A 26,200-nucleotide genomic window follows, 5' to 3' on the forward strand; every position below is an offset into this window, starting at 1 on the left:
ACGAATGGTAATGCAGGAAATCATCAACGTGGAAGATGTCACCCGTGAAGACAATGAAATTCGTCTCAACATTTATCACCTTCTGGCGCATCTGTTCAGACAGGCACCTGACCAGGATGTGCTGAACTGGCTGGCGACACTGGAAGTGGAAGGCGACGAAGATAATGGCATGGCTGCGGCCTGGTCTGTTCTCAAGCTGTCCGCAAGTAAAACCAAACCTATGCAGACGGCCGATGAGTATCAACAGTTGTTTATCGGTGTCGGGCGTGGAGAGGTGGTGCCATTCGGTTCCTGGTATCTCACCGGATCTTTGATGGAACTGCCCTTGGCACACCTTCGTCAGGACTTACGCCGATTGGGGTTTGAGCGTCAGGAAGAAACCAAAGAGCCGGAAGATCATATCGCCGCATTGCTGGAAGTGATGGCGATGCTGGTGGATGAAGAGGATACAGAAAGCCAAAAGGCTTTTTTCAACCGTCATATTGCGCCGTGGTTTGAGCGATTGTGTGACGACGTGATTCGTGCGAATGCAGCAGTATTTTACTCCTCTGTTGCTGCACTCGCGAAACAGTTCCTAACGATAGAAAAAATAAGTTTTACCCAGCGTCCTTGGTAATTCCGCCTGGCAGAAAGCGGACTGAAGCGCTGATAAAAAGTACAAGGAGCAATGTGATGTCAGAAAACCAAAAAGAGACGGGCAAGCCAAATGAAGCGCGCCGCCAGTTCCTTAAGGGATTAGGTGTTGCCGCAGCAGCTGGAGCGGCCACCACAGTGGTTAGTGGTGCGGCTCAAGCGGAAGTGACAGTGGCTAAGCCGGAACAGGAAAACACCTCGGGCTATCGCGAAACGCAACATGTTCGCGATTACTACGATTCCCTCTAACCTGGCTGATGGAGTGAGATGATGAAACTGACGAAACGGTCTGACACCGTCAGCAAGGACGAAAAACAACTGGGTGTTTCCCGTCGTACCTTTATGCGTAACTCTACGTTGGCTACCGCAGGTGGTATTGCAGCGGCAGGGATGTTTGCGCCGGGCATGATGAAAAAAGCCGCAGCGAAAGACGCTGATCCTAACAAACCGGTTGAACAAAAGCGCACGATTTGTTCTCACTGTTCAGTGGGTTGTGGCGTGTATGCAGAAGTACAGGATGGTGTCTGGACAGGCCAAGAGGCTGCGTTTGACCACCCATTCAATGCCGGCGGTCACTGCGCCAAAGGGGCTGCACTGCGTGAACATGGCCATGGTGAACGTCGCCTCAAATACCCAATGAAGCTGGTGGATGGAAAGTGGCAGAAAATCAGCTGGGACACCGCCATCAATGAAATTGGCGACAAGTGTATGGAAATCCGCAAGCAAGACGGTCCGGATTCTGTGTACTTCTTAGGTTCGGCTAAGCATAGCAACGAACAGGCATACATGTTCCGTAAAATGGCATCGCTTTGGGGAACCAATAACGTTGACCATCAGGCGCGCATTTGTCACTCCACCACGGTAGCGGGTGTGGCAAATACTTGGGGCTACGGTGCGATGACCAACTCCTTTAACGACATGCATAATTGTAAGTCGATCCTTTTCGTCGGCTCCAACCCTGCCGAAGCGCACCCGGTTGCGATGCAGCATATCCTTATCGCAAAAGAGAAAAACGGCTGTAAGATTATTGTGGCTGATCCACGTCGCACCCGCACTGCCGCGAAAGGGGACCACTTTGTATCCCTCCGCCCGGGAACCGATATTGCGTTTATCTGGGGCCTGCTATGGCACATTTTCGATAACAACTGGGAAGACAAGGAATTCATTTACCAGCGCGTGTTTGGCATGGATGAAATCCGTGAAGAAGTTGCGAAATGGAACCCTGAAGAAGTAGAGCGTGTGTCCGGTGTTGGACGTGACGACATGTATCAGGCGGCGAAAATCCTTGCCGAAAACCGCCCAGGCTGTGTGGTTTGGTGTATGGGGGGTACGCAGCACACCACAGGTAACAACAACACCCGCGCTTATTGTGTGCTGGAGCTTGCTCTGGGGAACATCGGTAAATCAGGCGGTGGTGCCAATATTTTCCGTGGACACGATAACGTGCAGGGGGCCACCGACCTTGGCGTGTTGTCCCACACCTTACCGGGTTACTACGGTTTGTCTAACGGTGCATGGAAACATTGGTCGAAAGTCTGGGATCTGGACTATGACTGGGTTCAAGGGCGTTTTGACCAAACGGAATACAACGGCTCTAAACCAATGAACAGCAACGGTATACCGGTTTCACGCTGGATTGATGGCGTGCTGGAAGACCCTGATAAAATTGCCCAGAAAGCCAATATCCGCGCCATGTTTTACTGGGGGCATGCGGTGAACTCGCAAACCCGTGGTCCCGAGATGCAAAAGGCAATGGAAAAACTGGATATGATGGTCATCGTCGACCCTTATCCAACCGTTGCTGCAGTCATGAACAACCGTAAAAACGGCGTTTACCTGCTGCCAACGACCACTCAGTTTGAAACCTATGGATCGGTGACCGCATCTAACCGTTCACTGCAATGGCGTGACAAGGTGATTGAGCCTCTGTTTGATTCAAAGCCTGATCACAACATCATGTATCTGCTTTCCCAAAAACTGGGTTTCTCAGACCAACTGTTTAAGAACGTGAAGGTGAATGGCGATGAACCTCTGATTGAAGACATTACCCGCGAGTTCAACCGCGGTATGTGGACGATCGGATATACGGGCCAGAGCCCAGAGCGCTTGAAAACGCACCAGCAGAATTGGCATACCTTCAATAAAACGTCACTTGAAGCGGAAGGTGGCCCGGTTAATGGTGAGACTTATGGTTTGCCATGGCCTTGTTGGGGATCACCGGAAATGAAACATCCGGGTACGCACATTCTCTATGACACGTCGAAAGAAGTCGCCCGCGGCGGCGGTAACTTCCGAGCACGCTTTGGCGTGGAGTATGAAGGTGAGAATTTGCTGGCGGTTGACAGCTATTCAAAGGGTTGTGAGCTGGAAGACGGTTATCCTGAATTCACTGACAAGATGCTTAAGCAACTCGGCTGGTGGGATGATCTGACTGCAGAAGAAAAGGCCGCGGCTGAAGGCAAAAACTGGAAAACAGACTTGTCTGGCGGTATTCAGCGTGTCGCCATCAATCACGGGTGTATCCCATTTGGTAATGCCAAAGCGCGTGCAATTGTCTGGACCTTCCCAGATAAGGTGCCGCTGCACCGTGAACCACTGTATACACCGCGCCGTGACCTGTTGCCTGAATATGCCACTTGGGATGACAAGGCAGACATCTACCGTCTTCCTACTTTGTACAAGTCCATTCAGGATATTGATGCAGTAAAAGACTACCCCATCATTCTCACATCTGGTCGCTTAGTTGAGTATGAGGGCGGGGGTGAAGAAACCCGATCAAACCCTTGGCTTGCGAAATTGCAGCAAGAAATGTTCGTGGAAATCAATATTGCTGATGCTAATGACTTAGGCATTGTGGATGGACAGGATGTTTGGGTCGAGGGGGCGGACAAAGGGCGAGTGAAAGTGAAAGCCATGATTACACCTCGTGTCTACAAAGGGCTGGCCTTTATGCCGTTCCATTTTGGGGGAGTATTTGAAGGCGAGGATCTCAGGTCAAAATATCCAGAGGGTGCTGACCCTTATGTAATTGGTGAAGCGGCAAATACTGCAACGACTTATGGTTATGACCCAGTGACCTTGATGCAGGAAAGTAAAGTGACCCTTTGTAAGATCTTACCAGCGTAATGGGAGCGCATAGTTATGGCTGATATGAAATTCTTATGTGACACCAAGCGCTGCATTGATTGCAATGGCTGTGTCACTGCGTGTAGCAACGCTAACTCTGAAGTGGTGACCTGGGGAACGCAGCGTCGTCGTGTCGTTACCTTGAACGATGGCGAGGCGGGCGAAAACTCAGTTTCTGTTGCCTGTATGCACTGTGCCGATGCACCTTGTATGGCAGTGTGTCCAGCTGACTGTTTCTACAAAACAGAAGATGGCATTGTCTTACACAACAAGGAGACCTGCATTGGCTGCGGATACTGCCTGTTTGCTTGTCCGTTTGGGGCTCCTCAGTTCCCGAAAACGGCGGCATTTGGGGAGCGTGGCAAGATGGATAAATGTACCTTCTGTGCAGGCGGTCCAGAGCCGGACGGTTCGGCAAAAGAGCGAGAGCTATATGGTGCAAACCGTATTGCCGAAGGTAAGTTGCCTTTGTGTGCTGAAATGTGTTCTACCAAAGCACTGTTGGCGGGGGATGCAGAGAAAATCTCAGCAGTATTCCGTCAACGCGTTGTAGAGCGTGGCGCAAAAGGAGCAGGCTGGACCAAGGGCGATGACCTTGCCTACGATGCGACAAAAAGCTGATTAGCATGGAACCTGTGGGACGTGTTGTGTCCCACAGTATCAGGAGGAGAGATATGTTTAGAACATTGCTCGCCATGCTAATGGTGATAGCAACCTTTTGGTCTCCAATCAGTCTTGCAGAAGACGGTGCCAAGGCGGATCCACAGAAAGAAATGGTGCAACTGGCTGGCCCTGAATTCTGGAGAGAAGTGCGAGGTGGGGAATCCGGTTATACGGTTGCGACGGGAGCAGAGGCTGGGCAACTTATTAATGTTGACGGTCAACGCTGGCGGGAAATTCGTAATGAGTGGATCAGTCCACTCGGGCTAATTTTTCTCGCTGTGTCCTTAGGTAGTTTGCTGTTGTTTTACCTTTGGGCAGGACGCATAGAGTTATCGCATAAGCGGACTGGCAAAAAGGTCATGCGCTGGACGCCTTTTGAGCGCGCCATGCACTGGTTTACCGCCATCAACTTTCTGATCTTGGGTTTCAGTGGCGTACTCTTGCTATATGGCAAGCACTTTATTAAACCTGTGGCGCCTGAAGCAGTTTGGGGCAGCATCATCTATGCGGCTAAAGTGTCGCATAACTACTTGGGTCCCCTGTTTGTGCTTGGACTGTTGTGTATGTTGGTGAAGTGGATGAAGAACAATATCATCAACAAAGTCGACATTGAATGGTTCAAGCAGGGTGGTGGTATTTTGCCAAACGGTAAACACCCGTATGCAGGTTTTTGTAATGGTGGCGAGAAGATCTGGTTCTGGCTGCTGGCAACCGTTGGTGTGGTGGTCTGTGTTACAGGTCTGGTGATGGATTTCCCACTTTTCGGTCAAACTCGTGAAGACATGCAAATAGCAAACCTGCTCCATGGTATTGCTTCTTTGGGCCTGTTCGCAGCGGCGTTAGGGCACATCTACATTGGTACGGTGGGTACTGAAGGCGCGCTTGAAGGCATGGCAACAGGCTATGTAGATGAAAGTTGGGCGAAGCAACACCACAAGCTTTGGCTGGACGAAGTACAAGGCCAAAGCAGTGCTCAAACGACAGAAGCGAAAGAGCAACAAAGTACCTGACGGTTTGGCAAGTAAACGAAAGCCCGCAAGCGCGGGCTTTTTTGTGTTTATTGCAAAGGTCAACAGCCCCTAGGTGATAGACTCGTTTTTGGCAGTAGGAAGCCAAAACGAAATCACTGTGGTTGTTGCGAGGAAAGCGAAAGACACCCAGAGACACGCTGCGAATCCCCAGATCTGGAATACCCACCCTGAGAGAATGGTGCCAATCAAGCGTCCCATCGCATTTGCCATGTAATAAAATCCTACATCCAGCGAAACGCCGTCACCTTTGGCATAACTGACAATCAGGTAAGAGTGCAGTGAAGAGTTCACAGCAAAAACAGCACCGAACACCATCAAGCCAACAATGATAACCGTTTCTGGATGCCACTGTTGTTGCACACTGATGGCGATGATCCCTGTGACGACGGAAAGCAACAGCGCCCAATAAATTGCGGCTTTGCCATCCGGCGTTTTACCAGAAGCTTTACCTGTGATCTTCGGAGCAATCCCTTGAATAAAGCCATAGCCAATCACCCAAGTCGCCAGAAATGCACCGACGGCACTGTGGTCCCAGCCAAAGGTGGTACCAAGGTAGATGGGAAGGGCAATCACAAACCACACATCTCGGGCACCGAACAAGAACATACGGGCAGCAGACAGAATATTCACACTGCTGGATTTCGAGAATATCTCAGAGAACTTAGGCTTGGTTTTCGCCTTGCCCATGTCCGACTTCAAGAACAGTAGACTACCGATAAATACCAGCAACAAGACGCCAGCCATTGCAGCCACCGCAGATTGGAAACCAATCAAGGAAAGCAGTGCACCGCCTAGGAAGAAACCGGCCCCTTTCAATGCGTTCTTAGATCCTGTGAGAATCGCAATCCACTTGTAGAGTGCGCCCTGTGCATCTTCAGGAACCAGCGTTTTGATTGAGCTCTTGGCGCTCATTTTATTGAGGTCTTTGGCAATACCAGACATGGCTTGCGCTGCCATTACCCAAGGAATACTGAGCCAAGCTGTCGGGACTGCCAGCATGGCGAGCGCGACAATTTGCATGCCTAGACCAATGTTCATGGTTCGGTTAAGCCCCAACCTTGCGCCGAGCCAGCCGCCAATCAGGTTGGTCACCACACCAAAGAATTCATAGAAAAGAAAGAGTGAAGCGATTTCCAGACTGGAGTAACCCAGGTCATAAAAATAAAGGACCACCAACATGCGCAGTGCACCGTCAGTGATGGTGAAATTCCAATAATTGAATGTCACCAGCATGTACTGGCGAACGTGGGAATTTAATTGAGACAGCATAACAACTCGCCCAAAAAAGAGCCGCATTTGCAGCTCTTGATGTTTCTTTTATGTTTATGCCAAGCCCACTTTGCGAACCAACTCTGCGGTGCGCGTAGCGTAGCCCATTTCGTTGTCATACCAGGCGTAGACTTTCACCATGCGCTTGCCAACGACCATAGTCGAGAGGGCGTCTACGATGGTAGATCGCTGGTCGCCTTTGTAGTCGATAGATACCAACGGACGTTCTTCAAAGCCAAGAATGCCTTTCAGTTCGCCTTCAGACGCTTCTTTCAGCAGGGCATTCACTTCTTCTACGGTGGTGTCGCGCTTCACATCGAAGATGATGTCAGTCAGAGAGGCATTCGCCAGCGGAACACGGACTGCATGACCGTTAATCTTACCTTCCAGCTCAGGGAAGATTTCAACGATAGCTTTCGCGGAACCTGTGGTGGTTGGGATCAAACTCATGCCGCAGGCGCGCGCACGACGAAGGTCTTTGTGCGGTGCATCCAGAATGGTTTGGGTGTTGGTGAGATCGTGAATCGTCGTGAAAGCAGATTGCTCGATACCCAGCTTCTCATGGATCACTTTCACTACTGGAGCGATACAGTTGGTGGTGCACGATGCCGCGGTCACGATACGGTGGATTTCTGGGTCGAAGATGTTGTCATTGATGCCTACAACAATGTTGGCAATACCGTCTTCTTTCACGGGTGCAGAGACCACAACGCGTTTAACGCCTTGCTCGAGATATTGATTCAGGAACTCGGATTTACGGTGTACACCCGTAGCTTCGATAACAACGTCACAGCCTGACCAATCGATATCACTGATGTTCTTCTGCTGTGTCGTGCGGATGGTTTTCCCGTTGATCAGCATGGCATCGCCATCGGTGGTGACTTCGTGGTGCCAGCGACCCTGAACAGAGTCGAACTCCAGAAGGTGAGCCAGCGTCGCTGTGTCGCCAGCGACATCGTTGATTTGAACAAACTCAAGTTCAGGCCAGTCGAATGCGGCGCGAAGTGCCAGACGGCCGATACGGCCAAAACCATTAATTCCTACTTTAATAGACATCTCAATTTTCCTCTAAACACAGCACTCTGGGCGAGATTTCATCTCCGAGAGACGCTGGATATCTTGCTGGTATTCTTGTTTAAGGCAGTTCGAATCGACCAGCCCCTGAATTTGTTTGCGCATCCAACCTGGAAGCTGGTCAGACAGACGGTAAAACACCCACTGCCCCTGTCGGGTGTCTAAAATCAAGCCGCTTGAACGAAGCAACGCAAGGTGACGTGAGATCTTGGGTTGGCTCTCGTTGAGCGCAGTTGTTAGCTCCGCGACACACGCTTTTTGCTCGCGAGCGATAACCAATAAACAACGAACTCGGGTTTCGTCAGAGAGCAACTTGAAAAACTGATGGGGCAACATAATTGCATCCTCATATATGGATATGCGTATATTAGGTTCATAAAAATAAGAGTCAATCAGAAAGGAGGGAGTGTCATCAAAGCTTCATATTTGGAGCATGAACTAAGCAACAGAGTCTTGATAACTCTGTTGCTTGATGGGGGCTATTTGGAAATGAGTTCCCAATTAAGGGCCGTGCCCGCGGGAATATCTGAGAGCGCGATTCGTCCCATGACAGCATCAAAATGCTTGGGCGCTAAACCAAACCCCGGACGAACGCTTCTTACGTTGTCTGGATTGAGGGTTTCACCTTTCTTGATGTCTTGAGCAACATAGAGCGAACGACGAAATTGCACATTGCCTTTCTCCGCTTCTTTAAGTTGATAGCCTACTTGTCCCAATGCTTGCCACGCGGTTTCTGTGTCCCGACAGAGTGATGCCAGTTCATCAGGCTCCAGAGAAAAGGTAGAGTCTGGGCCTGGGTCATTGCGGCTCAGAGTGACGTGTTTTTCAATCACGGACGCGCCGAGCGCAACAGCAGCAACAGACACTGTGGTACCCAATGTGTGATCTGACAGACCGCCTATCACACCGAACTTTTCTGCGAGATCGGGAATGGTACGCAGATGGCTTTGGGAAGCTGGAGCAGGGTAGGCGCTGATGCAATGAAGAAGTACCAGTTGCTCACAACCATTGTCACGGGCAGTCGCCACCGCTTCGGCAATCTCATCACCGTTAGCCATGCCTGTGGAGATGATCATCGGTTTTCCGGTTTGCGCCACATAACGGATCAGCGGTAAATCGACTGCTTCAAACGACGCTATCTTGTATGCGGGCGCATTGAGATCTTCCAGCAAGTCTACTGCTGTAAAATCAAACGGCGTGCTGAACAGTGTAATGCCAACGTCGCGTGCTTTATCAAACAGCGGCTTGTGCCATTCAAAGGGCGTATGGGCTTCTTGGTAAAGGTCATAAACAGTGCGACCATCCCAGAGCCCGCCTTTGATTTGGAATTCGTCAGAATCGCAATTAAGAGTGATGGTGTCAGCGGTATAGCTCTGCATCTTAATCGCATCAGCGCCAGCGCGTTTGGCCATTTCAATGGTCTGGAAAGCACGTTCGATGGAGCCGTTATGGTTTGCTGACATTTCAGCGATGATGTAAGGCTTGTGGTCTGGGCCAATTTTACGGCCATCGATGGTAATAAACGGGGTCATGATGCTGTGTTACCGTTCCAGTCTTCACGTGAAAGGAAGAAAGCAAAATAATCTTTGTCTCCCTCTGCTGTGATTAGGGTTTGCGTGTCCTTTTCCTTTGAAAAACCAAGCTTGTGGTGAAGGTAAAGGACTTTTGGATTGCTGCAAAGCACCCGGCTGCGAATACTTTCAAGCCCCAACTTATCAAAGCCTAGCTGCAATGCTTCCGATAACAGCGTAAAGCCAGTGCCTGAGGGTGCTTTAGGGGATTTATAAAACCCCCATTCTGCGGTGTTGGATTTCCTTTCAATCTCAGTGAAGGAGACCATGCCAACCGGCGTTCCCTCAGAGTGTGCAATAAAAAACTGTTTGGTGGTGTCAGTTGAAGCTTTGGCAAACCAACGCTCATGCTCCTCAGCGCTGATTTCATGTTGGGTAAACATCATCTCGCGAACGCCAGGGTCATTTCGCCAACCCCGAACCATGGGTAAGTCTTCGGTCGTCATGAGACGAAATGTCATCTCATTATTTGTTTCAGGCGGACAAAAACTTTCCATGACTTCGACTACACGCTGCGCACCATTGCCATCAATGTCTGATTTCTCCAAGCGATAAGGCAAAGTTTTCCAATGTTCCGCCAGCCATTTCAGCTCATTGGCGTAATCGTGCTCGGTGGTTTTATCGCTGACACCAAGGTAACGGTACAGGCCGCTGGCCCCAAGGTGTTCGGCCATTTGGCGCTGGTTTTCTGCAACGGAAACGAGGGTTCCCGGCACACCGAGACTCGCGCGTTCAATCGCGCTGACACCGGCACCGCCAAAAGCATATCGGCAGGCGGCAAGTTCAGCTTCGTAGTCGGGAAGGTTTTCAGAAAGCGTTACGAACTCCGGTAAAGGCAGCGACGCAATTTCGTCTCTTCTCGGATTTGCTAATCCGTGCACAACATGCAGCCGGAAAGGGAGTGAATCGAAGTGTCTGCTGGCGTTTAAAAGCTTAATGCATTCGCCACTTGGGTCTGTGCCACTGAAAAAAGCCAGTACCACATTCTTGAGCGCCGGAGGTTGTTGGCGAAGCTCAGAAAAGCGTGGACGCAGCAGGCCAAATTTTGGTCCCAGAAGTTGAGTGCATTCCTTGGGCACAACCTGATGATAGCGGTTTTCAAAATCCGGCCACGGGTTGTGGTCCAAGATCACATCACACTTGTGTTCACGGTTAGCCAGATCGTCAATGGTAAAGATTCTGGCACCCGATGTACGCATCAGGTTTTGCCACTCGCTGTCGAGCGCATAATGATCCATGGCAATCCAGTCAGGCTGAAATCCTTCCAGTGCTGCCAAGCTTTCGTTTGCATCAGCTTCCTGTGTCACGCCAAGCCAGTGTTTGTAATCGCCGGCATCGGGCAAGAAGGTTTCCTGAATGGTTTTTAGGGAAATGACGTCGACACCCTGAGCTTTGCTGTAATCGGTAAGATTGCCTGTCAGAGGGCGGCTAAGAAGCACAACCTCATGGCCGCGCTCAATCAGCTTTTTTGCCAGCACCAGACAGCGCATGATATGTCCGGTGCCAATCTGGCTGGAGGCATCGGCGCGAATGGCAACCTTCATAGCTCTCCCCGCTGTTCAAGAATTTGATAGAGCATTTCAGCGCGGATCCAATCGTCGGGCTCATCGATATCCTGAACCCGGAAATGAGGGATCTGAACGGCTTTGGAATGTGGTGCGAAAATCGGTTTTCCGGAAAGGAAAGCGTCCGGCTTGCCCCAGTAAAACATCCCCGCATCGTGATAAGCGGTCTCTAAATCCTGTGATCGGGTGGAGAAATGCTCAGGCCAGAACATTTCCACATTGCCTTCGCCATTCATTCGGATACTGCGCTGAATGGGGAATGAAAAGCGTGTGGCGGCGAACGTGTATTGGGTCTGTTCTTTTTCCAGCAGTTCCAGACCTTCTTCCAAATCCTTGGCGCGGGTAAACGGCACGGTGGCATAAAGACAGCAGACCGAGCCCAATGGACGGGTATCGTTCTCCTGAAGCCATTCGATGGCATGTTTGATCACGTCCAACGTTGTCGCATGGTCATTCGCGATATCTGCAGGACGAAGGAAAGGCACCTCTGCGCCATGTTCTTTGGCGACACCGGCAATATCCTCGCTGTCTGTCGAGACAATGATGCGGTCAAACAGGCCAGACTTTTTGGCAACATCAATGGCATAGGCAATGATTGGCTTGCCAATGAAGGTCTTGAGATTTTTTCCCGGAATACGTTTGCTGCCGCCACGGGCAGGAATAATACAGACTTTCATTTCGTCCTCAGCGCAGCGCGTCAGCCAGTGCCTGAATCACTGTGTCCTGCTCATCTTCCGTCATATCAAAGTAAAGAGGCAGGCTGAGCGCAGCTTGATAATAATTTTCTGCAGCAGGGAAGTGTCCCCACTCAAATCCCAACTCGCGGTAATACGGTTGGGTGTGAACCGGAATGTAATGCACGTGTACACCGATGCCTTTCGCGCGAAGTTCATCAAACACGCTGCGGCGGCAATCTGGTTCCGCTAACTGGATGACATACAAATGCCATGCCGATTTACTGGCGGGAAGCAATGTTGGTGTGGTCAGTGGTAGTGCCGACAGCTTTTCAGTGTAGCGATCTGCAAGTACTTGTCGGCGTTCTACAAATGTATCCAGTCTCGCCAGCTGAGAAGTTCCCAGTGCGGCTTGAAGATCCGTCATGCGGTAGTTGAAACCCAGTGACTGCTGCTCGTAGTACCAGGCACCTTGGTTGCTGTCGACCAAAGATTCTAAATCCCGCGTAACACCGTGGCTGCGAAGATTCTCCATCGCTTTGGCGAGCGCTGGATTGTTGGTCAGCGCCATGCCACCTTCTGCGGTGGTGATGATTTTTACCGGGTGAAAGCTGAAAACCGTGATATCGCTGTATTGGCAATTGCCAACATACTGATCCTGATATTTGCCGCTGATGGCGTGAGAGGCGTCTTCGATGATGTGGAAACCATACTGCTCAGAAAGCTGGTGGATAGCTTCCATATCGCAGCTTTGGCCGCACATATGTACCACGACCACAATATGCGGCAGGGTGTCCGACAGCTTTGCGTGTTCCAGTTTCTCAGCTAAACGCTTTGGACAAAGGTTGTAGGTGGCTGGGTCGATATCGACAAAGTCGACATCTGCGCCACAATACAAACCGCAGTTTGCTGACGCCACAAAGGTGTTGGGAGAGGTCCATAAACGCTGACCTTTGCCAAGCTCCAGCGCCAGGCAAGCGATATGCAGCGCGGAAGTCGCACTGTTAACTGCGACGGCATGTTTCGCCCCGACTTTTTGAGCGACAGCGTTTTCGAACTGAGTAACGCGCGGCCCTTGAGTGATGAAGTCAGACGTTAAAGCGTCAACGACGGCATCGATATCGTCTTGGCTAATGTTTTGTTTGCCGTAAGGGATCATGCTTGTTGCTCAAATTCTAGGATCTGCTCGACGTTCAGAAAATCCGGGTTGCTGCCTGAATGGTATTCAAAACCAGCCGCAACAGGTTCGCCTTTTTCGCCGAGAGGATTCACCGAATAGTCGTAATCAGCCGCATAGAATTTGATAGTTGGGCGCATCACATAGTGGTCAGCAAATTCCAGCGTCAGATGAGAGTCATCACTTGGGCACATGATTTCGTGCATTTTCTCGCCCGGACGAATACCAATCTCTTTCACTGGCAGACCATTACCGTAAGCGAACGCTAGGTCCATCAAGCGGACTGATGGGATTTTCGGGACAAAGATTTCACCGCCTTGCATGCGCTCGAAGTTCTTCAGAACAAAGTCGACACCTTGCTGCAAGGTGATCCAAAAACGGGTCATATCAGGGTGGGTAATTGGTAGCGAATCTGCACCTTCTTCAACCAGCTTTTTGAAAAACGGCACCACAGAACCACGGGAACCCACTACATTGCCATAGCGAACAACGGCAAAGCGGGTTTGTCCGCCACCTGTCATGTTGTTCGCTGCAACGAAGAGTTTGTCTGAACAAAGCTTGGTGGCACCGTAGAGGTTATTTGGGCTGGCGGCTTTGTCAGTAGAAAGGGCGATAACCTTTTCGACCTTGTTAGCGATGGCGGCGCGGATGATATTTTCTGCACCGTGTACGTTGGTCTTGATGCATTCCATCGGGTTGTATTCAGCGGCAGGAACCTGCTTGAGAGCAGCTGCATGAATGACGTAATCCACGCCATTCATGGCTTCCATCATACGGCCAGCATCGCGTACATCGCCGATAAAATAGCGCATGCAAGGGTCATTAAACTCTTGCTGCATTTCGAACTGCTTGAGTTCGTCTCGGGAGAGAATGATGAGTCGCTTAGGCTTGTAACGCGCAAGGATGGTCTTGGTGTATTTCTTTCCAAATGATCCGGTACCACCGGTGATCAAAATCGACTTGCCGTTAAACATTTCAATCCTTAAGCATTCGTCTCAGTATCTGATTGAAATTTTAACTGATAGCGCCAATTTCGGTGGGAGAAAATTGCCTACATCGTGATTGGATGACGAAAAAAAAGACAATCTCTTTCGAAATTGCCTTTTATTGTGATTAGCTGAGAAGCTTACTTGTGACGTTCCTTCAGCTTATTTGCTACATCTTCGAGCGAGAAGCCTTGGTCTTGCAGCAGCACCATCAAGTGGTACATCAGGTCTGCAGACTCGTTGATCAGCTCCTCCTTATCGCCCGACGTCGCTGCAAGCGCGACTTCGACGCCTTCTTCGCCCACTTTCTGCGAAATGCGCTTGGTGCCCTTGGCATACAAGGACGCCGTATAAGACGTTGAAGGATCGGATCCTCGACGGGAAGCCAGCACCTGCTCCAGTTGATGAAGAAACACCAGAGCAGGTTTGTTTGCGTCGTCTTCTCCCCAGCAGGTTTCGGTGCCAAGGTGACAGGTTGGGCCGATTGGGTCGGCTTGCACCAGCAGGGTGTCTTTGTCGCAGTCCACAGCAATGTGTTTGAGACGCAGCACGTTACCGGAGGTTTCGCCTTTGGTCCAAAGACGCTCCTTGGTGCGTGAGAAAAAGGTCACTTGCTCGGTATCGAGCGTTTTTGCCAGCGCGTCCTGATTCATGTAACCCATCATCAGAACCTGTCCGCTCTGCGAGTTTTGGACAATGGCTGGTACCAAGCCGTCGACTTTTTCCCAGTCGATGCTTTCAGCGAGCGCCGCGTTTGATTGTGTCTGGCTCATAAGCGGATCTCCACGTCTTGTTGTTTTAAGTATTGTTTCAGTTCACCAATGTTGATGATCTGCTTGTGGAATACAGACGCTGCCAATGCACCGTCAACATTCGCTTTTTTGTAGGCTTCGGCAAAGTGCACCATTTCACCTGCGCCGCCCGAAGCAATCAGTGGAACGTGACACACTTCGCGGACCATGTTTAATTGCTCAAGGTCGTAGCCGTTGCGCACGCCATCTTGGTTCATCATGTTCAGCACGATTTCACCAGCACCACGCTTTTGCACTTCCTGCACCCAGTCGCGGGTTTCCCATTGGGTCGCTTTGGTGCGGGTTTCGTCACCCGTGAACTGATAAACCTGATACTTGCCTGTGTCTTTGTCGTAGTAGGAATCGATACCGACCACGATACATTGCACGCCGAATTTCTCCGCAAGCTCGGTAATGAGCTCTGGATTAGCCAACGCAGGTGAGTTGATGGAGATTTTATCTGCACCGAATTCCAGAATGCGTTTGGCGTCCTCTGCGGTTTTAATGCCGCCAGCGACACAGAATGGAATGTCGATGACTTCTGCCACACGCGCGACCCAGCTTTTGTCAACCAAACGGCCATCACTGGATGCGGTGATATCGTAAAACACCAGTTCGTCTGCGCCTTCTGCCGCGTAACGCGCGGCCAACGGGACGATATCGCCGATGATTTCGTGGTTACGGAACTGAACGCCTTTCACCACCTGACCATCGCGAACATCAAGACATGGGATTATCCTTCTTGCCAGCATGCGAATGCCTCCTCTGCAGTGAACTTGCCGTCCAGCAAGGCTCGGCCGACGATAACGCCTGCGACGCCTGTGCCTTTCAGCGCTTCGAGGTCAGCCAGTGAGCCGATACCGCCGGAAGACTGGAACTGAACCTGTGGGTACGCTGCACACAAGTCTTTGTATAGATCGACGTTGGAACCTGCCAAGGTGCCGTCACGAGAGATGTCAGTACACAGCACGTGCTTGAGACCAACCGTCAGGAAATCGTCCAGCAGCGCTTCGATGGTCACGCCAGAATCTTCCTGCCAGCCGGAAACCGCGACCATACGGTTGCCGTTGTCATCAATGTTGATGTCCAGCGCCAGCACGATTTGCTCTGCGCCGTATTTTTCCATCCAGCCTTTAACCAGTTCAGGTTGCTTAACAGCGGTTGAACCGATGACGACACGTTTTGCGCCGGCACGTAGCAGCTCTACCACGTCGCTTTCTTTGCGCACGCCACCGCCAATTTGGATGTTGGCTGGTGTGCTGGCAATCAGTTTTTCAATCAATGGCAGCTGACGGGCAGAGGTATCTTTTGCTCCGGTCAGGTCTACCAAGTGCAGCCAGTTTGCGCCTGCGTTGTGGTAAATCGCGAACTGTTCGCTTGGGTCAACTTTGTATTCGGTAACTTGTCCGTAGTCACCCTGATAGAGACGGACGACCTGCCCATCGATTAAATCCAAAGCGGGAATAATCATCCTTAATTACATCTCCAAAAAGTTCTTAATCAGTTGCGCACCAGCTTTGCTTGAGCGCTCAGGGTGGAATTGCACACCGTAATAGTTGCCACTTTGCACTGCTGCGGTAAACGGCTTGCCGTAGTCGCATTGACCAATGGTGTAATCACCGACTGGCATGGCGTAGCTGTGAACAAAATAGAAGTAGCTGTTTTCTGGAATGTCTTTAAACAGCGGGTGATTGTTCACTGGGGTGACCGTGTTCCAACCCATGTGGGGAAGTGGCAACTCGCCGGTTTCCATCAAGCTGGTGTCGGCATCAACGTGGCCTAGGCAGTTCACCTGCTCTTTGCCTTCCTGTGAGGATTTACCCAGAAGCTGCATACCAAGGCAAATGCCGAGAAGAGGCTGTTTTACTTCGCGTACCAGCGAAATCAGGTCGCGTTCTTCCAGGTTTTTCATCGCCTCGGACGCGGTGCCGACACCCGGAAGAAAGAGTTTGTCTGCTGCCAGCACGACATCTGGGTCGCGGCTGATCGTGACATCGTAACCGAGGCGCTCAATCGCAAAACGCACAGAGCTGACGTTCGCACAACCCGTGTCGATGATGACAATCTTTGCATCGCTCATTACAGCACCCCTTTGCTGCTTGGCAGCTCGTTACCTTCTACGCGAATCGCCTGACGCAAAGTGCGGCCATAGGCTTTAAACAGGCTTTCCACGATGTGGTGTGTATTGTCGCCGTCTGATGACAAGTGCAGAGTACAGGCCATGGTGTCAGTCAGTGAGCGGAAGAAGTGCTCGACCATTTCTGTAGAGAGGTCGCCAACCTTGTCCTGAGAGAAGGTCGCTTCGAACTTGAGGTAAGGACGGCCAGACAAATCCAGAGCACATTGCGCAAGACACTCATCCATTGGCAGACTGAAACCGAAACGACCGATACCGCGTTTGTCACCCAGCGCTTCTTTCAGCGCCTGACCCAGCGCGAGCGCCGTGTCTTCTACTGTGTGGTGATCGTCGATGTGTAGGTCGCCATCAACCGCCACTTCCATACGGAAGCCACCGTGGGTCGCGATTTGATCCAGCATGTGGTCGAAGAAACCAAGGCCAGTGCTGATCTTATTGCCGCCAGTTTCGTCCAAGTTCACCGTGATTCGGATGTCCGTTTCTTTGGTGGTACGAACAACGGTTGCCACGCGAGGGTTGGTGGTCAAATCCTTCAGAATTTGCTGCCAGCCCATGGTTTCCGGGTTGTATTGAATACCGCGGATCGCCATGTTTTCAGCAAGCTGCAGGTCGGTCTGACGGTCGCCAATCACGGCAGAGGTTTTGAAATCCACACGGCCTTGCTGGAGGTAGTCTTTAACCAAACCAAGTTTTGGCTTGCGGCAGCTGCAATCTTCGTGGTCGAAGTGTGGGCAAATCAAAACGTCAGCAAATTTCACGCCTTGAGATTCGAAAATCTCCATCATCATGTTGTGTGGAGCGTCGAAATCTTCTTGTGGGTAGCTGTCAGTGCCCAGACCATCTTGGTTCGTCACCATCACCAGCTTGTAGCCAGCGTCTTGCAGTGCCAGCAGGGCAGGGATCACGAATGGCTCAAGCTTGAGCTTGTCGAGGCGGTCGACCTGAAAATCTACAGGTGGCTCAACAATCAGCGTGCCATCGCGGTCGATAAAGAGGATTTTTTCTTTCACTACAAATTCCTTTTGTTGCGCTCTTTATGCCAGTTGCTGGCGGATAAAGGTCAGGGTCTTTTCACACTCTTCGCGGTTGCCCACGCTGATTCGGATGCATCCTTCAATTGGCGAACGGCGCAAGATAATGCCGTTGTCCCAAAGGGCTGAGAACAGAAGGTCAGCGTCTGGGAATTTCACCAGCAGGTAGTTGCCATAGCCATCAAACACTTCCACGTCCGGCAACATCGCAAGACCCGCCTGCAGATAGGCACGGTTGGCATTCAAGTCCAGCACTTGATACTTCATGCGGGCAAGGCCTGCTTCGCTTAACGCCTGTACCGCGATTTCAGTAACAGGCACTGGCACCGGATATGGCGCAATCACTTTGGTCATCAATTGAATGATCTGCTGATTCGCCAGCGTGAAGCCACAGCGCAAGCCGGCCAAAGCGAAGGCTTTTGACAGCGTACGAAGAATCGCAAGGTTCGGGTAGCGTACCAGCAGGTCAACGGTTGAGGCTTCTGGACAGAAGTCGATGTAGGCTTCGTCCATGACTACCAGCGCGCGGCCAGCCGTCATTTCCAGCAACGCTTCAATGTCGTCACGGTTAATCAGGTTACCGGTCGGGTTGTTTGGGCTACACACAAACACCAGTTTGACGCTATCAAGGTTCTTTTCGATTTCAGGCAGGTTTAATTGCCATTCATCGGTCAGCGGGACTGTTTTGCGGGCAACACCGGTTGTTTCTGCGCTGATGGCATACATGCCATAAGTCGGTGGGCAGAACAGAATGCTGTCTTCACCTGCTTCGCAGAAAGTACGCACGAGAAGCTCGATGCTTTCATCAGCGCCACGGGAGGTCAGGACCTGCTCTGGGCGAACACCTGCATAGTCGGCGTAAGCACGGATCAGTTCTTCAGGCTGACAGGTGCTGTAGCGGTTCAGGCCAGCGCCGTTGATGGTGTATTCGTTGTTAAATGGTGATTCGTTGGCATTCAGCCAAACATCACCAGAACCACCCAGTCGGCGGGCGGACATGTAAGGGGTCAGTGCCTGAACGTCCTTACGGGCTAATTTTTCAATGTCCATTGCTTCCCCTTTATTATTTTTTGTTATTGAGTTTTTCAACACGAAGGGTCACGGCGTTTCTGTGCGCATCCAGACCTTCAGCGTTGGCCATTGCAACGACCGTCGGAGCCAATGCTTGCAGGCCATCAGATGACAACTCTTGTACTGTCATGCGCTTGCTGAAATCGGCAAGGCCAAGGCTTGAGTAGGTGCGCGTATAGCCGTAAGTTGGCAGCACGTGGTTGGTGCCAGATGCGTAATCGCCGACAGATTCCGGTGACCATGCCCCCAGGAAAATTGAGCCTGCATTATCCAGCAGTGGTAGCAATTCACGTGGGTTCTTGGTCTGGACAATCAAATGCTCAGGACCGTAGTTGTTTGAAATCGCAACACACTGGGTCAGACTGTCTGCGATGATGATGATGCTAGAACCCAGTGCCTGGCTTGCGATGTCAGCACGGCTCAGTACTTTTAGCTGGGCTTTGACGGCGTCAGCCACTTTCTCTGCCAGCACAGGCGATGGTGTGACAAGCACAACCTGAGAATCTGGGCCGTGTTCAGCCTGACTCAGCAAATCAGCGGCAACGAAATCTGCATCAGCGTCTTCATCTGCAATCACCAGCACTTCAGAAGGACCAGCCGGCATATCAATCGCGGCACCTTGGTGGTCATTGCTGACCTGACGCTTAGCTTCGGTCACGAAGGCGTTACCCGGGCCAAAAATTTTATCAACCTTGCTTACCGTTTCTGTGCCGTAAGCCATGGCTGCAACAGCCTGTGCGCCACCGAGGTTGTAGACTTCGTCAATGCCACAAAGCTTGGCAACATAAAGAATTTCATCAGCGATTGGCGGTGGTGAACAAAGCACCACTTTGCGGCAACCGGCGATTTGAGAAGGCACACCCAACATCAATACGGTTGATGGCAGCGGCGCACTGCCACCCGGAATGTAAAGACCAACGCGGTTGATCGGGCGGGTCACCAGCTCACATACCACACCCGGCATAGTTTCTACCGTCAGTGGCTCTGCTTTTTGCGCTTTGTGGAAGCAAGCGATGTTGTCATAAGCCTGTTTGAGTGCTGTTTTGATTTCCTCACCCAGACGAGCTTCCGCCGCATCGATTTCGTTTTGTGAAACCTGAATATTCTCAGGTACCACTTTATCGAATTTCTCTGTCAGTGCTTTCAGCGCAGCATCACCGCCAGTGCGGACTTGTTTGATCACGCCTTCAACGGCTTCAGTGATTGATGCACTTTCAGAGATAGCAGGGCGCTCAAGCGCTTTCGCCTGCTGTGTATCACTGAGGGATTTCCAAACCACTGTTTTCATGGCTTACTCCATCATCTTCTCGATTGGCAGCACCAGAATGGAGCTCGCACCCAAGGCCTTCAGTTTTTCCATGGTTTCCCAGAACAGGTTCTCGGTACTGACAAGGTGAACCGCAACACGTTGCTTGTCATGTGCAAGAGGCAGGATGGTTGGGTCTTCTGCGCCTGGCAGCAATTCAACTACTTGCTCCAAGGTTTCGCTTGGCGCGTGAAGCATGATGTATTTTGATTCTTTTGCTTGGATCACGCCTTTGATGCGGGTCAGCAGGCGTTCAATCAGTGCAGTTTTGTCTGCGTCGAACTCACCCATGCGCTGAATAAGTACCGCTTTCGAGCGGAAGATAACTTCTGCCTCTTTCAGGCCGTTGGCTTCCAGCGTTGCACCTGTAGAAACCAAATCACAGATAGCATCCGCAAGACCGGCGCGCGGCGCAACTTCAACAGAGCCATTGAGCATACAAGTGCTGAATTTAACGTCTTGTTTGTCGAGGTAATCTTTGAGGATATTTGGATAAGTCGTGGCAATACGCTTGCCAGCCAGATCCTGTGGGCCGTTGTAAGTTTTGTCTTTATCGATAGCCACAGACAGGCGGCAGCCACCAAAGTCGAGACGACGAAGCTTCACATACTCGTTTGGCTCGCCCAGTGCGACACGCTCTAAACGTACTTCTTCGAGTTCGTTTTCGCCGATAACACCTAAATCAACCACACCATCCATGATGAGGCCTGGGATATCGTCGTCGCGCACCAGCAATAAATCGATTGGCATATTCTCGGCGTGAACGATCAGACGGTCGCCGGAAAAGTTAATTTTCACACCGCAGCGCTTGAGTAGTTCGTGACACTCTTTTGCAAGACGGCCTTTTTTCTGAATGGCAATTCTTAGACGTTCTGTTTGCATGATCTATTCCCTGTATCTTTTTCGCGATGACGGCTTCCCGTTTCCTTAAAGTGTCATCGCAATTTTTTTGAATCCTAAAAGTAAAAACCCCCGGAAGGTTCTCTTCCGGGGGTCTGAATCTTGTGTTCGCTTTGATGACCGGTGGAAGAACCTTACTCCTTGTCTTCCAGTCGAAACCACATCTCCCGAAAGACTAGTCAGGATGATGGTGGTGAATGGTCATGAGCGATTTTTGCATATTTTTCTTCTCTAAGTGCTGTAACGATTTAACGTTTGCTTGGCATCAACACTAACAAACTCTTTAAATATTGCAACAAGAAATTTGCGTGTTTAGAGAATTCGATACTGGTTAAATACTAAACGTCCAAAAAAGAAGATGTATTCAAGGATAAGGGTGGAGTAGGACCAAGAAACTTTGTTGCATCAATTGTCAAAAATACCTGAGATTAGGCGCATTGATTTCTGACTGGATGAGAGGTGGTAATACGAAGGTGTTACACGTAAACATCTAACAATCCGCTACTTTTCTTGTTTTCGTCCTCAGCATGATCATTTTCCTGCATTTCGTCCTGCTGATTTTGACGCGCAGGCTTTTGCTGCTGCTGTTTGGTTTTGTCCTGTTTAACGACATTTTTCACTTTTTGGGGTGAATAGTCGGAGATGTTGGGGAACCAAGTCATATTAATGCTCCTTGATTGTTCCCCCTTTATATCGGCTCATAGCCAAAAGGCTTGATGTTTTTTTAACCGCAGCACTTCTTGTGCTTTTTGCCACTGCCGCATGGGCAGGGATCGTTTCGACCGACTTTCTCAGCCTTCGGGTATTCACCGTCGATGTAATACCAAAGTGTCTCGCCATCCTTTACTTCGGTGACGAAACGAGATTTCTCGTGCAGGCAATATTGTTTATCAGCGTCTTTGTAATGGGCTTTGAATTCAATGAAACCTTGTTTTCCACCCGGATCAACTGAGCTTGATAGCACTTCCAGCATCAACCATTCGCTGTTAACCGAATCTGCAATGGCGTCACGATGTTGCTCCGCGCCACAAGAGGGATGATAGGTTTTCACCACATAATCAACCAGCCCCTTTACGTGTGCTGAGTAGCGAGAACGCATCAGCTTTTCTGGATGGTCGGCATTGGCGTGATTTTGATGAATTGGCTCACAACATTCGCTGTAAGGTTTTTGGCTGCCACAAGGGCAAAGCGCTGTTGTCATAGCTAGAAACCGCGTTGAATAAATAACGGCGGTATTGTCCAAGTGAGTGTGAAGTGAGTCAAGGTGAAGTGCCGACCCAGACCGCGATAAAAACGGTCTGGGGAAAGGCGAGAAATCAGAAGGCGTGCAAGTACCAATCGTATTCGAGCGCAGTAACGTGCTGCTCAAACTCTTCAAGCTCTTTTTCTTTGCAGGTGACGAACACGTCTACAAAGTCCGTACCAAGGAACTGTCGCATGGCTTCAGAAGCTGAGAGTTCACGTAAGGCATCGCGAAGGTTGGTAGGCAGTGGCTCGTTATCCAAGTCGTAAGCATTACCGACCACAGGTTCGGAAGGTTCGATTTTGTTGTCGAGGCCATACATGATGGATGCCAGCAAAGCTGCCATCATCAGGTATGGGTTGGCATCTGTTCCTGCTACACGGTGTTCGATGCGCGTCGCAGCCGGCACATCCCCCGGAATACGAAGGGCCGTGGTACGGTTTTCGATGCCCCAGGTTGCCGCGTTCGGCACATAAAAATCTGGGGCAAAGCGGCGGTATGAGTTGATGTTGGGACACATAATTGCGAGGTATTGCGGCATAAGTTCCAACATACCACCCAGCGCGTGGCGCAGCGTGTCGGTCATGTCACCTTCTTCTTGAGGCTCGAACACATTGTTGCCATCATCATCCAGAAGACTGATATGAAGGTGCATGCCATTGCCTGCCTGATCTGCATAGGGCTTGGCCATAAAGGTGGTATCGAGATCGTTGTCGTGCGCGACTTGCTTAATAACACGCTTGAGTAAGATGGAATGATCACAGGCAGCGAGGGCGTCATCCGTGTGCTTAAGGTTAATTTCAAATTGGCCGGGTGCAGATTCCGCGACAATAGTATCTGCCGGTAAACCTTGTTCTCGGGCGGCTTCGATGATTTGAGTAAGAAGCTCTGCGTATTCATCCAGTTCATCGAGTGAATAAACCTGGGTGTTTTCAGGCCGCTTGCCAGTGATCGGCGATACAGGAGGAAGAGGAGCGCTGCCGGGTGTCTTACTGTCAATTAGGTAGAATTCGAGCTCGTATGCCGAAACGGGTGTCAGACCACGGGCTTTAAACTGACGGACGATACGGCGTAAAATCATCCGCGGGTCAGCGAAGAGTGGTGTTTCCTTGTCTTCGTACATTTCCAACATTAACTGGGCGATAGGGCGCTTTTGCCAAGGCTGTCGGGTAAGTGAGCCTGCCACGGGATAGCAAATGGCGTCAGATTCGCCAATTTCGAGCCCGAGCCCAGTTTCTTCAACAGGCGTGCCTTTAATATTCATTCCATAAATAGAAATTGGCAGAGCAATCCCCTGTTCGTAGGCTTTTTGAAGTTTATCCTTCTCTACGCGCTTGCCGCGCACGATGCCATTCATGTCGAGTAAGAGCAAATCGACAAACTCGATATCTGGATTCTTCGCAAGGAATTCAATGGCCTCGTTAGAATCCGGTAACTTTGCATCTTCGGGTACAAACATTTCCCTGTCTGTTTGATATCGCATGAAACACCTACCTGAGTGTAAATTATATCAATCACCTCGTTATGTAGTTCTGAGTGAATAGTAAAGCCTTGATTATGTCAACAACGTTTCACTTCACAAAATCTCTGTTTTTACGGCAAATCAATACGATAAGCTTCGAAAGAACATAAGGTTATCGATGTTAATAAAATGATAATTAAATAGATCATTTTTGTTGCTTGTGTCACTTGCGTAATTTATTTTTAACGTGTAGCGTGAAAAAAAACGAACGCATAGCATACTGATAGTAGGTAGTGATTTGCTTTGAGATTCGGCTAGAAATGCAGAGGAAGATATGGAGTATTCAACTATCCCAATGATTGGCGTGACAGGATGTACCTCTCAGCTTGGTCTGCATCCCTTCCATATTGTTGGTGACAAGTACGTCAGAAGCGTGTCGGATGCCATGGGCGCTTGCCCTCTGGTCATTCCTGCGTTAGGACAGGACTTGCCGATGAAACGTCTGCTGGCGTCATTAGATGGCATTCTGTTCACTGGCTCTCCATCCAATATCGAACCTCATCATTACCAGGGGGCACCTAGCGAAGAAGGTACTGATCACGACCCAGCACGCGATGCAACCACCTTGCCAATGCTTGCTTTAGCCATAGAGTTTGGGGTTCCTGTACTTGCTATATGCCGTGGTTTTCAGGAACTCAATGTCGTCATGGGCGGCACTCTGCATCAAAAACTTCATGAGGTGGGCGGATACATCGAACACCGCGAAGACAAAACGGCTTCCGTTGATATCCAATACGGCATTTCTCACACCATTAACATCGAACCTGGGGGGCTTCTCTACGAGGCTTGGGGTCGCACCTCTGCTGACGTGAACTCTGTCCATACCCAGGGCATCGACAGACTAGGCAAAGGACTGCGACCAGAAGCGTACGCCCCGGACGGACTGATAGAGGCTGTCTCTGTCATCGATGCAAAAAATTTCGCCTTAGGTGTTCAGTGGCATCCTGAGTGGAAGGTCACGAATAATCCTTTTTATTCAGCTATCTTCGATATGTTTGGGGAAGCCTGCCGAATAAGGGCGAATCAGCGTGAGAAAGAATATGGACAAGCTTAAGAAGTGGTTGAAAGAAAACGAGATTACGGAAGTTGAGTGCGTTGTCAGCGACTTGTCAGGCATTGCGCGTGGGAAGATTGCGCCAGTCGATAAGTTCATTAATGAAGGCGAAATGCGCCTTCCAGAGAGTGTTTTGTTGCAAACTGTGACGGGTGACTATGTAGATGATGATATCTACTACGCGCTGCTTGATGAAGCAGATATCGATTTTATCTGTAAGCCGGATGAAGACGCCCTCTACCTCCTGCCATGGACAGTCGAGAAAACTGCGCAAATCATTCATGACACCTTCGACAAGATGGGGAATCCTATTGAGCTGACACCACGCAACGTGTTGAAAAAGGTACTGAAGCTCTATGAAGAGAAAAACTGGAAACCCGTTGTCGCACCGGAGATGGAGTTCTATCTGACAGCACGCTGCGAAGACCCTGATTTACCCCTCGAGCCGCCGATTGGCCGTTCCGGTCGCATGGAAACAGGGCGTCAGTCCTTCTCTATCGATGCGGCGAACGAGTTCGATCCGCTGTTTGAGGATATGTATGAATGGTGTGAAACACAGGGACTCGTCATCGATACCTTGATCCATGAAGAAGGTGTTGCTCAGATGGAAATCAATTTCCGTCATGGTGACCCTTTGGTTCTTGCGGATCAGGTGTTCCTCTTTAAACGCACTCTGCGTGAAGCCGCGCTTAAGCATCAAGTGGTGGCGACCTTCATGTCTAAGCCTATTACTGACGAACCGGGCAGTGCAATGCATCTGCATCAGAGCATTGTTGATGCCAAAACGGGCAAGAATGTGTTTACCAATGAAGATGGCACCAGCTCTTCACTCTTTTATGGCCACATTGCCGGCCTTCAGCAGTTCATACCTGAAATGCTGCCTATGTTCGCCCCGAACGTGAATTCGTTCCGCCGATTCCTGCCAGACACCTCAGCACCGGTAAATGTGGAGTGGGGTGAAGAAAACCGTACCTGCGGTCTTCGTGTGCCGAGCTGTTCACCACAGTCGCGTCGAGTTGAAAACCGCCTGCCTGGTGCAGATGCCAACAGCTATCTTGCTATTGCTGCAAGTCTGTTGTGCGGTTACATCGGTATGGTTCGAGACCTAAAACCGACGCCTCCGGCACAGGGGCGTGGTTATGAAATCCGGAGCCCGGTACTGCCTTACACACTCGAAGCAGCGCTTGAGATGATGGAAAACTGCGATGAGGTAGCTGAATACCTTGGTGAGTCCTTTGCCCGTGGGTATATCGCAGTGAAGCGCAAAGAGCAGGAAAACTTCAAGCGAGTCATCAGCTCATGGGAGCGGGAGTTCCTGTTATTGACTGTTTAATGTGAATCCCATCTGATTCGATTACTCATTGTTTTACAAGGGA

Annotated in this window: 26 protein-coding genes and 1 other annotated feature; of the genes, 7 read left to right on the forward strand and 19 right to left on the reverse strand. The window is 50.4% G+C overall.

Features of this window, described 5'->3' with window-relative positions:
* Nucleotides 1-4 precede the first annotated feature (4 nt).
* Genes GMA8713_RS01335 through GMA8713_RS01355 form a run of 5 tightly spaced genes read left to right on the forward strand, consistent with a single transcriptional unit; the run spans nt 5 to nt 5,432 of the window.
* Nucleotides 5-616, forward strand: a complete 612-nt coding sequence (locus GMA8713_RS01335; RefSeq protein WP_062704979.1) for a TorD/DmsD family molecular chaperone — start codon at nt 5-7, stop codon at nt 614-616.
* Between the two features lie 56 nt (nt 617-672).
* A complete protein-coding gene (locus GMA8713_RS01340) occupies nt 673-882 on the forward strand; it encodes a twin-arginine translocation signal domain-containing protein (RefSeq protein ID WP_062704981.1) in 210 nt (69 codons plus the stop codon).
* 21 nt (nt 883-903) lie between these two features.
* Complete coding sequence (locus GMA8713_RS01345; protein WP_062704983.1) at nt 904-3,759, forward strand: formate dehydrogenase subunit alpha; 2,856 nt, start codon at nt 904-906, stop codon at nt 3,757-3,759.
* Nucleotides 3,760-3,774: 15 nt separating this feature from the next.
* Entirely contained in the window at nt 3,775-4,380 is a 606-nt protein-coding gene (gene fdh3B, locus GMA8713_RS01350; RefSeq protein WP_062704985.1) for a formate dehydrogenase FDH3 subunit beta, read from the forward strand.
* A gap of 53 nt (nt 4,381-4,433) precedes the next feature.
* Entirely contained in the window at nt 4,434-5,432 is a 999-nt protein-coding gene (locus tag GMA8713_RS01355) for a formate dehydrogenase subunit gamma (RefSeq protein WP_062704989.1), read from the forward strand.
* 69 nt (nt 5,433-5,501) lie between these two features.
* On the opposite strand, the gene arsJ is transcribed toward GMA8713_RS01355, so the two are convergent.
* The 19 genes from arsJ to GMA8713_RS01450 all read right to left on the reverse strand — a co-directional run bounded on the left by arsJ (nt 5,502) and on the right by GMA8713_RS01450 (nt 23,731).
* The gene (arsJ, locus tag GMA8713_RS01360; protein WP_062705092.1) at nt 5,502-6,722 is read right to left on the reverse strand and encodes an organoarsenical effux MFS transporter ArsJ; all 1,221 of its coding nucleotides are present in this window, start codon (nt 6,720-6,722) and stop codon (nt 5,502-5,504) included.
* Between the two features lie 54 nt (nt 6,723-6,776).
* Complete coding sequence (locus tag GMA8713_RS01365; protein WP_062704991.1) at nt 6,777-7,778, reverse strand: ArsJ-associated glyceraldehyde-3-phosphate dehydrogenase; 1,002 nt, start codon at nt 7,776-7,778, stop codon at nt 6,777-6,779.
* A gap of 12 nt (nt 7,779-7,790) precedes the next feature.
* Nucleotides 7,791-8,132 (reverse strand): metalloregulator ArsR/SmtB family transcription factor, encoded by a 342-nt coding sequence (locus tag GMA8713_RS01370; protein ID WP_062704993.1) that lies wholly within the window; start codon nt 8,130-8,132, stop codon nt 7,791-7,793.
* Nucleotides 8,133-8,275: 143 nt separating this feature from the next.
* A complete protein-coding gene (gene pseI, locus GMA8713_RS01375) occupies nt 8,276-9,328 on the reverse strand; it encodes a pseudaminic acid synthase (protein WP_062704996.1) in 1,053 nt (350 codons plus the stop codon).
* Nucleotides 9,325-10,911, reverse strand: coding sequence for a UDP-2,4-diacetamido-2,4,6-trideoxy-beta-L-altropyranose hydrolase (pseG, locus tag GMA8713_RS01380; RefSeq protein WP_062704998.1), 1,587 nt, complete (start codon nt 10,909-10,911; stop codon nt 9,325-9,327). The genes pseI and pseG overlap by 4 nt, the downstream gene beginning before the upstream one ends.
* A complete protein-coding gene (pseF, locus tag GMA8713_RS01385) occupies nt 10,908-11,609 on the reverse strand; it encodes a pseudaminic acid cytidylyltransferase (protein WP_062705000.1) in 702 nt (233 codons plus the stop codon). Before pseF ends, pseG begins: the two co-directional genes overlap by 4 nt.
* 7 nt (nt 11,610-11,616) lie before the next feature.
* Nucleotides 11,617-12,765 carry a UDP-4-amino-4,6-dideoxy-N-acetyl-beta-L-altrosamine transaminase gene (pseC, locus tag GMA8713_RS01390; RefSeq protein WP_062705002.1) on the reverse strand — a complete coding sequence of 383 codons (1,149 nt, stop codon included), beginning with the start codon at nt 12,763-12,765 and terminating at the stop codon, nt 11,617-11,619.
* Nucleotides 12,762-13,757, reverse strand: coding sequence for a UDP-N-acetylglucosamine 4,6-dehydratase (inverting) (gene pseB, locus GMA8713_RS01395; RefSeq protein WP_062705004.1), 996 nt, complete (start codon nt 13,755-13,757; stop codon nt 12,762-12,764). Before pseB ends, pseC begins: the two co-directional genes overlap by 4 nt.
* Nucleotides 13,758-13,909: 152 nt before the next feature.
* Entirely contained in the window at nt 13,910-14,542 is a 633-nt protein-coding gene (gene hisIE / locus GMA8713_RS01400) for a bifunctional phosphoribosyl-AMP cyclohydrolase/phosphoribosyl-ATP diphosphatase HisIE (protein WP_046305797.1), read from the reverse strand.
* The gene (hisF, locus tag GMA8713_RS01405) at nt 14,539-15,312 is read right to left on the reverse strand and encodes an imidazole glycerol phosphate synthase subunit HisF (RefSeq protein WP_062705006.1); all 774 of its coding nucleotides are present in this window, start codon (nt 15,310-15,312) and stop codon (nt 14,539-14,541) included. The genes hisIE and hisF overlap by 4 nt, the downstream gene beginning before the upstream one ends.
* A complete protein-coding gene (gene hisA / locus GMA8713_RS01410) occupies nt 15,294-16,031 on the reverse strand; it encodes a 1-(5-phosphoribosyl)-5-[(5-phosphoribosylamino)methylideneamino]imidazole-4-carboxamide isomerase (protein WP_062705008.1) in 738 nt (245 codons plus the stop codon). The genes hisF and hisA overlap by 19 nt, the downstream gene beginning before the upstream one ends.
* A 6-nt stretch (nt 16,032-16,037) precedes the next feature.
* A complete protein-coding gene (hisH, locus tag GMA8713_RS01415) occupies nt 16,038-16,640 on the reverse strand; it encodes an imidazole glycerol phosphate synthase subunit HisH (protein WP_062662602.1) in 603 nt (200 codons plus the stop codon).
* A complete protein-coding gene (gene hisB, locus GMA8713_RS01420) occupies nt 16,640-17,707 on the reverse strand; it encodes a bifunctional histidinol-phosphatase/imidazoleglycerol-phosphate dehydratase HisB (RefSeq protein WP_046305804.1) in 1,068 nt (355 codons plus the stop codon). The genes hisH and hisB overlap by 1 nt, the downstream gene beginning before the upstream one ends.
* Before the next feature lie 24 nt (nt 17,708-17,731).
* On the reverse strand, nt 17,732-18,772 hold the full coding sequence (hisC, locus tag GMA8713_RS01425; protein ID WP_157515450.1) for a histidinol-phosphate transaminase: 1,041 nt from the start codon (nt 18,770-18,772) through the stop codon (nt 17,732-17,734).
* Nucleotides 18,773-18,791: 19 nt separating this feature from the next.
* Nucleotides 18,792-20,087: a histidinol dehydrogenase gene (gene hisD / locus GMA8713_RS01430; RefSeq protein WP_062662597.1), complete on the reverse strand. Its 1,296-nt coding sequence runs from the start codon at nt 20,085-20,087 to the stop codon at nt 18,792-18,794.
* Between the two features lie 3 nt (nt 20,088-20,090).
* On the reverse strand, nt 20,091-20,987 hold the full coding sequence (gene hisG, locus GMA8713_RS01435) for an ATP phosphoribosyltransferase (RefSeq protein ID WP_002542155.1): 897 nt from the start codon (nt 20,985-20,987) through the stop codon (nt 20,091-20,093).
* Nucleotides 20,988-21,065: 78 nt separating this feature from the next.
* Nucleotides 21,066-21,205 (reverse strand) — a sequence feature (His leader region).
* Between the two features lie 276 nt (nt 21,206-21,481).
* Complete coding sequence (locus GMA8713_RS01440) at nt 21,482-21,667, reverse strand: hypothetical protein (RefSeq protein ID WP_062705012.1); 186 nt, start codon at nt 21,665-21,667, stop codon at nt 21,482-21,484.
* Nucleotides 21,668-21,729: 62 nt separating this feature from the next.
* Nucleotides 21,730-22,206, reverse strand: a complete 477-nt coding sequence (locus GMA8713_RS01445) for a YchJ family metal-binding protein (RefSeq protein ID WP_062705014.1) — start codon at nt 22,204-22,206, stop codon at nt 21,730-21,732.
* 115 nt (nt 22,207-22,321) lie between these two features.
* Nucleotides 22,322-23,731 (reverse strand): glutamine synthetase family protein, encoded by a 1,410-nt coding sequence (locus GMA8713_RS01450; protein WP_232314309.1) that lies wholly within the window; start codon nt 23,729-23,731, stop codon nt 22,322-22,324.
* 313 nt (nt 23,732-24,044) lie between these two features.
* Between GMA8713_RS01450 and GMA8713_RS01455 the strand changes: the two genes are divergently transcribed.
* A complete protein-coding gene (locus GMA8713_RS01455; RefSeq protein ID WP_062705018.1) occupies nt 24,045-24,824 on the forward strand; it encodes a gamma-glutamyl-gamma-aminobutyrate hydrolase family protein in 780 nt (259 codons plus the stop codon).
* Nucleotides 24,811-26,157 (forward strand): glutamine synthetase family protein, encoded by a 1,347-nt coding sequence (locus tag GMA8713_RS01460; RefSeq protein WP_062705021.1) that lies wholly within the window; start codon nt 24,811-24,813, stop codon nt 26,155-26,157. Before GMA8713_RS01455 ends, GMA8713_RS01460 begins: the two co-directional genes overlap by 14 nt.
* Nucleotides 26,158-26,200 lie beyond the last annotated feature (43 nt).

The organism is Grimontia marina, assembly GCF_900060185.1.
Lineage (GTDB): Bacteria > Pseudomonadota > Gammaproteobacteria > Enterobacterales > Vibrionaceae > Enterovibrio > Enterovibrio marinus.